The organism is Sulfitobacter sp. HI0129, assembly GCF_001635395.1.
Classification (GTDB): Bacteria; Pseudomonadota; Alphaproteobacteria; order Rhodobacterales; family Rhodobacteraceae; genus Sulfitobacter.
Map to the genome: position 1 here is coordinate 1 of NZ_LWGH01000941.1, position 8,280 is coordinate 8,280.

9 protein-coding genes are annotated in these 8,280 nt (G+C 61.8%); all 9 read left to right on the plus strand.

Annotated features, from left to right (window positions below):
- The coding region (locus A3764_RS21100) for a histidine phosphatase family protein (protein WP_067952065.1) at positions 1 to 536 on the plus strand (536 nt) is incomplete at its 5' end.
- A gap of 11 nt (positions 537 to 547) precedes the next feature.
- On the plus strand, positions 548 to 1,579 hold the full coding sequence (locus A3764_RS21105; RefSeq protein WP_067952067.1) for a phosphotransferase family protein: 1,032 nt from the start codon (positions 548 to 550) through the stop codon (positions 1,577 to 1,579).
- On the plus strand, positions 1,572 to 2,408 hold the full coding sequence (locus A3764_RS21110) for an IclR family transcriptional regulator (RefSeq protein WP_067920706.1): 837 nt from the start codon (positions 1,572 to 1,574) through the stop codon (positions 2,406 to 2,408). Before A3764_RS21105 ends, A3764_RS21110 begins: the two co-directional genes overlap by 8 nt.
- Before the next feature lie 365 nt (positions 2,409 to 2,773).
- Entirely contained in the window at positions 2,774 to 4,021 is a 1,248-nt protein-coding gene (locus A3764_RS21115; RefSeq protein WP_067920704.1) for a branched-chain amino acid ABC transporter substrate-binding protein, read from the plus strand.
- Between the two features lie 79 nt (positions 4,022 to 4,100).
- Complete coding sequence (locus A3764_RS21120; RefSeq protein ID WP_067920703.1) at positions 4,101 to 5,057, plus strand: branched-chain amino acid ABC transporter permease; 957 nt, start codon at positions 4,101 to 4,103, stop codon at positions 5,055 to 5,057.
- The gene (locus A3764_RS21125; protein ID WP_067920701.1) at positions 5,054 to 6,385 is read left to right on the plus strand and encodes a branched-chain amino acid ABC transporter permease; all 1,332 of its coding nucleotides are present in this window, start codon (positions 5,054 to 5,056) and stop codon (positions 6,383 to 6,385) included. Before A3764_RS21120 ends, A3764_RS21125 begins: the two co-directional genes overlap by 4 nt.
- Positions 6,382 to 7,161 (plus strand): ABC transporter ATP-binding protein, encoded by a 780-nt coding sequence (locus A3764_RS21130; protein ID WP_067920699.1) that lies wholly within the window; start codon positions 6,382 to 6,384, stop codon positions 7,159 to 7,161. Before A3764_RS21125 ends, A3764_RS21130 begins: the two co-directional genes overlap by 4 nt.
- Positions 7,158 to 7,862: an ABC transporter ATP-binding protein gene (locus A3764_RS21135; protein WP_082851023.1), complete on the plus strand. Its 705-nt coding sequence runs from the start codon at positions 7,158 to 7,160 to the stop codon at positions 7,860 to 7,862. Before A3764_RS21130 ends, A3764_RS21135 begins: the two co-directional genes overlap by 4 nt.
- Before the next feature lie 23 nt (positions 7,863 to 7,885).
- A partial coding sequence (locus A3764_RS21140; RefSeq protein WP_236628284.1) for a serine hydrolase domain-containing protein occupies positions 7,886 to 8,280 on the plus strand: 395 nt, incomplete at its 3' end.

Sequence of the window (8,280 nt, forward strand, 5' to 3'; positions counted from 1 at the left end):
GCGCGGGCTGGGTGCCCGACCGGCTGATCACCGGCACGCTGCGGCGGCAGAAGGACACGCTGCGCGCAATGGGCTTTGACGCGGCACCCGAGGAACACGCGGGTTTCAACGAATACGATTTCCACAACCTGCTGGACGCGCGGTTCGCGGGCAATGTGCCCGACCCGGTGATGCAGGACCGCAAGACCCATTTCCGCACCCTGCGCGAAACCATCCTCGACTGGCAGGCGGGTGGCTGCGACGGCGCAGAGGAAACGTGGCAGCAGTTTTCCGACCGGGTCGAAGCGGCGCGGCACTTTGCCTGCGATACCGACGCCAAGCGCGTGCTGGTGGTCAGTTCCGGCGGCCCCATCGGGCAGTTGACCGCCCGCGCGCTCGAAGCACCCCCCGCCCAGATGATGGCGCTGAACCTTCAGGTAAAGAATACCTCGATCACGCGGTTCATCTTTTCGGGGAGCCGCTTTTTCCTGCATGAATTCAACACCACACCGCATATGATGGCGGCAGACCGCGCCGACCTGATGAGTTACAGCTGAGGAGTGAACCGATGAGCGTGGATACCCAGACCCTCGATATCGACGCGGTGGACCGCTACCTGTCGGAACATCTTGACGGCTATGCCGGTCCGCTGGAGGTCACGAAGTTTCAGGGCGGACAGTCGAACCCGACCTTTCTGCTGAAGACGCCCACGCGCAACTATGTGCTGCGCCGCAAGCCGCCCGGCGTGCTGCTGAAATCCGCCCATGCGGTGGATCGGGAATACCGGGTGCAGAAGGCGCTCTACGGGTCTGACGTGCCGGTGGCGAAGATGTATCTGCTCTGCGAGGACGACGATGTGATCGGCTCGGCCTTCTACATCATGGACCATGTGGATGGCCGCAACTATGCCGACCCCACCATGCCGGAGATGACGCCTGCGCACCGTGCCGGGGTGATCGACGAGATGAACCGCGTTCTGGCGGCGCTGCACGATGTCGATATCGACGCCGCGGGCCTGTCGGACTACGGCCCCCCGGGCAATTACTTCGAACGGCAGGTGGGCCGCTGGTCCAAGCAATATCGCGCGTCGGAGACCGAAACGATCCCGGGGATGGACGAGCTGATGGAAAAGCTCGCCGCCGAGATGCCCGAGGACGATGGCCAGCGCACGCTGGTGCACGGCGATTACCGGATCGACAACATGATCTTTGCCAAGGAAGGCACTGATTGTCTTGCTGTGCTGGACTGGGAGCTTTCGACGATCGGGCATCCCTTTGCCGATCTGGCCGCCGTGATCATGCAATGGCAGATGCCCGCCGGGAGCGAGGGGCGCGGTTTGGCGGGGATCGACCGCGCCGAACTGGGCCTGCCGAGCGATGCCGAATTCATCGCCCGCTATTGCGAGCGGCGCGGACTGGGGGGCATCGACAATTTCGGATATTATCTGGCGTTCAACTTCTTCCGGATGGCCGCAATCATCCAAGGCGTGCTGAAGCGGGCGTTGGACGGAAACGCATCGAACCCGGAACGCGCGATGAAGGTAGGACGCTATGTGCCGGTGTTTGCCCAGCATGGGCTGGAGGCGCTGAAGCGTGGCTGAACAGGAGTTCGTCACCGATCCGGCGGAAGCCAAGGACCGCAATTTCGTCACCGCGCTGGCGCGCGGGCTCGATGTGCTGCGCTGCTTCCGCTCCAACGAGGTTGCGCTGACGAACACGGATTTTTCCGAACGCACGGGCCTTCCCAAGGCCACGGTGTCGCGGCTGACCCATACGCTTTGCGCGCTTGACTACCTTGTAGCCGATCCCCGCACGGGCACCTACCGGCTGGGGGCCGGGGTTCTGCAACTGGGCTTTGGCGTGCTTTCAGCGATGGACATCAGCGACCGGGCCGAACAGGAAATGCGCAAGCTGCGCGATGGCCCGAATTCCTATATCACCGTCGCTCTGGCCGAGGCGCATCGGCTGGATGCCGTTTACGTGGCGGCCGAGCGTTCGCGGGAAGACGTGGCCCTAATGATGCGCATCGGGTCGCGGTTGCCGATTTTCCGGTCCGCCATCGGGCGGGCGATCCTTGTCGGGATGGATGAGGCCGCGCGCGAAAGGATCTTTGCCTTCGCCCGCGAGGAAGGCCCCGAGGCGGAAGCCGAGGGCCGCGCCCATGTGGACGCCGCGCTGCGCGAATTCGAGGAACGCGGCTATTGCACGAGCTACGGGGAATGGCGCGGGGACGTGAACGGTATCGCGGTTCCGGTCTTCACGTTGAACGGCTCCCGCGTCTACGGGCTGAACGTCGGGGGGCCGTCCTTTCACGTCAAGAAAAGGCAGCTTGAAACCGTCTATTCGAAGCTGCTGTGGGACGCGGCGGAGGCCATCAGCATCCGAAGCGGCGGGACGCGGAAAGCGGATGTAGAATCAAAACCGGACTGACGGACACCAATTCCGCTATGCGGAACTGGACGCTGTCGTGGAGGTTTGGCATGCCTTCGGAATCCCGATGTTACGTAGGGTCCGCTTTCGGTATGGCCGGGTGATCCGCAGGGCTGTTCGGCGGGCCCGATACCGACGAGTATTCTGAGATAAATATATAGTTATCATGTGTTTACCTATCGTCACCTGACAGTGACTAACCCCCCGCTACCACCCCCACCTGCACCCCGGTAGAACACAGCTGGATGATGCGGGTGCAAAACTTCATGACCGAACTTGACTTTATCCAGTGGTGTGCAAGGCTTCGCGCAAGGTCCGGATTGAAAACGCAACAATGCGCCGGGCTGTCCTAGGGAGGATCACAAATGAAGAAGATTACGAAGCTGGGCGCGGTCTCTGCGCTTTCCATGATCGTCGGTGCGTCAGCCGCATTCGCCGAGAACATCAAGATCGCATTCATCGACCCGCTGAGCGGACCTTTCGCCAGCACCGGCACCAACGGCCTGCACCAGTTCGAATTCGCGGCCGACTACATGGTCAACGACGACGGCGGCGTGCTGGATGGCCAGAAATTCGAGATTATCGGCTACGACAACAAGATCAGCCCGAAGGAATCGCTGATCCAGCTTCAGGTCGCCATCGACCAGGGTGTGCGCTACATCGTACAGGGCAACTCCTCCGGCGTGGCCAACGCCCTGACGGAAGCCATCGACAAGCACAACAAGCGTAACCCCGACAGCCGCGTACTGTTCCTGAACTACGCCGCGGTCGACCCGGCGCTGACCAACGAAAAGTGCAACTTCTGGCACTTCCGCTTCGACGCCAACGCCGACATCAAGATGGACGCGCTGACCGACGTGATCGCCCAGCAGGACGACATCAAGAAAGTCTATATCATCGGGCAGGACTATTCCTTCGGTAAGGCGGTTTCCGCCGCGGCGAACAAGTTCCTCGGTGAAAAGCGTGACGATATCGAAATCGTCGGCGATGAATTGCACCCCATCGGCAAGGTGAAGGACTTCACGCCCTACGCGCGCAAGATCGTCGCTTCGGGTGCCGACGCGGTTATCACCGGCAACTGGGGCGCGGACATGCTGGGCCTTGGCAAATCGGTGATCGAGAACGGCTTTGACGGCCCGATCTACACCTATTACGCGGCCGGCTCCGGTATCACGGCGGCCTTCGGCGAAAGCGGCAAGGATCGTATCCGCCTGATTTCCCAGGGCGGCATCAATCCGATCGCCTCCGAAGAGGCCCGCGCGGCCTATGAGGCCTTCGAGAAGAAGTACCCCGATGGCAACATCGACCAGAGCCGGATCTTCAACGTGATCGGCATGCTGGAGAAGGCGATCGAGCAGGCGGGCACCGCTGATGACGTGGTGGCCGTGGCCAAAGAGCTTGAGGGCATGGAGTACGAAACCATGTGGGGCGGCAAGCTCTACATGCGTCCGCAGGATCACCAGCTGATCCAGGACATGCATGTGGGCGTGCATACGGATGAGAACATCGATTTCGACTATGACCAGTCTGGTTTCGGCGTGCTGACCGAATCCACAGTCGAAATGGCCTCGATGGACAGCCCGACCACCTGCGAGATGAAGCGCCCCGAATAAGGGACGTTCACGGGGCCGCACCGTCACCGGCTGACGGTGCGGCCATCCTTCCTGAAAATTCTATCCCCCGGGGGACCCGATGGAACTCATTCTCGTCAACGTGATCGACGGGCTTGTGACCGGATTGCTGCTGTTCATGCTTTCGGCCGGCCTCACGCTCATCTTTTCCATGATGGGTGTGCTCAACTTCGCGCATGCCAGCTTCTATATGCTTGGCGCCTATTTCGCCTATCAAATCAGCCTCGCACTGGGGTTCTGGATGGGGCTGTTGCTGGCGCCACTTATCGTCGGGGTGCTTGGCGCCGGGGTTGAACGATACGGGCTGAGACGGGTCCACCAATACGGCCACGTGCCGGAGCTTATCTTTACCTTCGGTCTGGCGCTGCTGATTGAGGAATTGGTCCAGTTCATCTGGGGCAAGAACCAGATGCCCTATGACATCCCCGACATCCTGAACTTCACCGCCTTCTCCATCGCGGGCAATTCGATCCCGGCCTACAAGATCTTCATGATCTTCATCTCGGTCGCGATCTTCATCGGGCTGCTCTACATCCTGACCCGGACCCGGGTGGGGATGATCATTCAGGCAGCACTCAGCTATCCGCGCACGGTGGAGGCGCTGGGGCACAACGTGCCGCTCATCTTCATGGGGGTCTTCGGGGTGGGCACTGCGCTCGCCGGTGTTGCCGGGGTGATCGCGGGGCCGGTGCTGGGCACCTTCCCGGGCATGGCCTTCGTTCTTGGCTCCATCGTCTTCGTGACCATCGTGATCGGCGGGCTCGGATCGCTCTGGGGTGCTCTGGTCGCCTCGTTGCTGATCGGCTGGCTGACCACCTTCGCGAAGTCCTACAATATTGAGATGTCCAATATCCTGAACGGCATCGGCATCGTCACGCCCTCCAACCTTGAGGACAATATCTTCCGTGACCTCTGGACGGTCACGAGCCCGCAGATCGCGGACATCCTGCCATACATCCTGATGGTGCTGATCCTCATCTTCCGCCCCGCGGGCCTCTTCGGAAAGCGTCACACATGAGCGACCTCAAACATACCGATATCGAAGACGGAACGGAGCAGATCACCACCGATCCGACGGATGCGCGCGAAAAGATGCGGGCGGGGTCGATGACCTACACCCTGATGCCCTGGATCGTCGGCGCTGTGCTGCTGGTCATTATGCCTTTCATCTTCACGTCGAACTCGGCGCTGACGATCATGAACCAGATGTGGATCACGGTGGTCTTCGCGCTGTCCTATAACATGCTGCTGGGTCAGGGCGGGATGCTGTCCTTCGGCCATGCGGTCTATGCCGGGGTCGGCGGCTTCGCGGCGATGCACATCATGAACGCGAGCGATTTCTTCGCGTCTTTCCCGCTGCCCGTCCTGCCGCTGTTCGCAGGGCTGTTCGGCATGGGGCTGGCGCTGATCGTCGGGTCATTCTCCACCCGCAATGCCGGGACCGTCTTTGCCATGATCTCGCTCGGCGTGGGGGAGCTGATCGCGGCCTGTTCGGTGATTATCGTGGCGTTCTTCGGCGGAGAGGAGGGCATTTCCGGCGACCGGACCTACGCGATGCCCTTCTTCGGCAACGAGTTCCTCCAGCAGATCGACGTCTATTACCTCACCTCGTTCTGGGTGCTTCTGAGCGCCGTCTTGATGTACCTGTGGTCGCGCACCCCGGTGGGCCGGATGGCCAACGCCGTGCGGGACAATCCCGAACGTGCCGAATTCCTCGGCTATTCGGCACGCTGGGTGCGGTTCTACAGCTTCGTGGCATCGGGCTTCTTTGCCGGTATCGCGGGGGGCCTTTTCGCGATCAACTACGAAATCCTGACCGAGGAGAACCTCAACACAGCATCCTCGGGCGTGATCCTTCTGGTGACCTTCCTTGGCGGCGTGGGCTTCTTCTTCGGGCCGATCATCGGCGCGGTGGTCTTCACGCTGGTGCAGACGGTTCTGAGCCTTCAGACGGAGCTTTGGGCCTTCTATGCCGGTGTGCTGTTCCTCGCCACGGTGATGTTCTTCCCGGGTGGTCTGGCGGGGCTGATCATGATGCATGTCCCGGCGTTCAAGACGGGGCGGGCCGGTACGCTGGTGATGCCCTACATCAAGACGCTGCTGCCCGCGGCGGTCGGCGTTCTGGCGGTCTCGGCGCTGGTGGAGATGACGTTCCATGTGCGCCACGCGGCCACGGGGGATTACGACATGACCCTGTTCTGGACGACCTTCAACAGCCATTCCCTGCTGCCGTGGATCATCGCCATCGCCGTCGCGGTTCTGGCCTTCTGGATCACCCGGCGTAACATGCCCGAACTGCGGGCGGCATGGGCAACCGCCAATACGGCACGGGAGGGGACGGTATGAACGCCATGACAAGCACGGATGCCCCGGCGCTGGACATTTCCGGCCTGCGAAAGAGCTTTGGCAAGGCGGAGATCATCCGCGGGATCGATCTGAGTATCGGCAAGGGGGAACGCCACGCGGTGATCGGACCCAACGGCGCGGGCAAGTCCACGCTGTTCAACCTGATCACGGCGCGCTTTGCCCCGACAAGCGGCACGGTCAAGCTGCACGGTAAGGATCTGGCCGGGTTGCAGCCCTTCCAGATCAACCGCATGGGGCTGTCGCGGTCTTTCCAGATCACGAACATCTTCCCGGCCATGTCCGTGTTCGAAAACGTGCGCTGCGCGCTGCTCTGGTCGCATGGGTACAAATACAGCTTCTGGAACATGGTCGGCCGCTCCCGCGATCTGACCGAGGGGGCGGACCGTATCCTCGAACAGATCAACCTGACGTCCCGGCGCGATCTGCCTGCGGGGGTGCTGTCCTACGCCGAACAGCGCGCGCTGGAGATCGGCATCACCATCGCCGGTGGCGCCGACGTCATCATGCTGGACGAACCCACCGCCGGGATGAGCCATTCGGAAACCGATTACATCATGGACCTGATCCGCACGGTCACCGTGGGCAAGACCCTGATCATGGTGGAACACGACATGGGCGTTGTCTTCGGCCTTGCGGACCGCATTTCGGTGCTGGTCTACGGGGAGATCATCGCGACGGGCAAACCCGAGGAGGTGCGCGGCGATGCCCGCGTGCAGGAAGCCTATCTGGGCGCCGCGCTGGAGGCGGAACACTGATGATCGAAGTAACCGACATGCACGCCTACTACGGCAAATCCCACATTCTTCAGGGTGTGACGATGAATGTGCAGGAGGGCGAGATCGTCGCCCTTCTGGGGCGCAACGGGGTGGGCCGTTCCACGACCTGCAAGGCTATCATGGGCGAGGTGACGCCCAAGGGATCGGTGAAGTTCAAGGGAGAGGAGATCGCGGGCAAGAAAGCCTTCGAGGTGGCCAATATGGGCATCGGCTATGTCCCCGAGAACCGCGATATCTTTCCGGGTCTCACCACGCGGCAGAACCTGATCCTAGGGCTGAAACCCGGCCAGAAGGACGGCACCGGGCGCTGGTCGATGCAGAACATGTTCGATCTGTTTTCCAACCTCAACGAACGCGCCGATGTCGAAGCTTCGGTTCTGTCGGGCGGTGAGCAGCAGATGCTGACCATGTGCCGGACGCTGATGGGTGACCCGGATTTCGTGATGATCGACGAGCCGACGGAAGGCCTGTCGCCGCAGATGACCCAGAAGGTGGCCGAGTTGCTGCAGGAAATTGCCCGGCGCGGGATCTCCACCCTGCTGGTGGAACAGAAGCTCGCCATCGCCATGGACATCGCGCATCGCGTCTATGTCATGGGTCACGGGCAGGTCGTCTTCGAAGGCACCCCCGCCGAACTGCGCGCCCGGGACGACGTTCGCAAGGAGTGGCTGGAGGTCTGACCCGGCTTTCAGGGAGTTGGTAAATGGGACGTCTTGATCCAGCGCGTCTGGACCGCATCGCGACATGGATGCAAAGCTATGTGGACCGGCGCCGCTTTCCCGGCTGCTCGGTGCTGATCGCCGAAAACGGGAAGGAAGCCTATTACCACGAGGCCGGGATGCGTGACGTGGACTCGGGCCTGCCTTTCCGACGGGACACGGTCGCGCGCATCTATTCGATGACCAAACCGATCACCAGCGTCGCCTTGATGATGCTGGCGGAACGGGGGCTCTTCCACCTCGATACGCCGGTGTCCGAATTCATCCCTGCCTTCGGCGACATGCGCTGCCTGCGCGATGGCGCCACGGAGGCCGACGATACCGAGGCCTGCCCGACGCCCACCCTGCACCAGTTGCTGACCCATACCTCCGGCCTCAG

Excerpts from the sequence above, each read along its gene's own strand:
- A3764_RS21130 (WP_067920699.1), top strand. The coding sequence starts at position 6,382 with ATGAACGCCATGACAAGCACGGATGCCCCGGCGCTGGACATTTCCGGC.
- A3764_RS21120 (WP_067920703.1), top strand. The coding sequence starts at position 4,101 with ATGGAACTCATTCTCGTCAACGTGATCGACGGGCTTGTGACCGGATTG.
- A3764_RS21115 (WP_067920704.1), top strand. The coding sequence starts at position 2,774 with ATGAAGAAGATTACGAAGCTGGGCGCGGTCTCTGCGCTTTCCATGATC.
- A3764_RS21125 (WP_067920701.1), top strand. The coding sequence starts at position 5,054 with ATGAGCGACCTCAAACATACCGATATCGAAGACGGAACGGAGCAGATC.
- A3764_RS21105 (WP_067952067.1), top strand. The coding sequence starts at position 548 with ATGAGCGTGGATACCCAGACCCTCGATATCGACGCGGTGGACCGCTAC.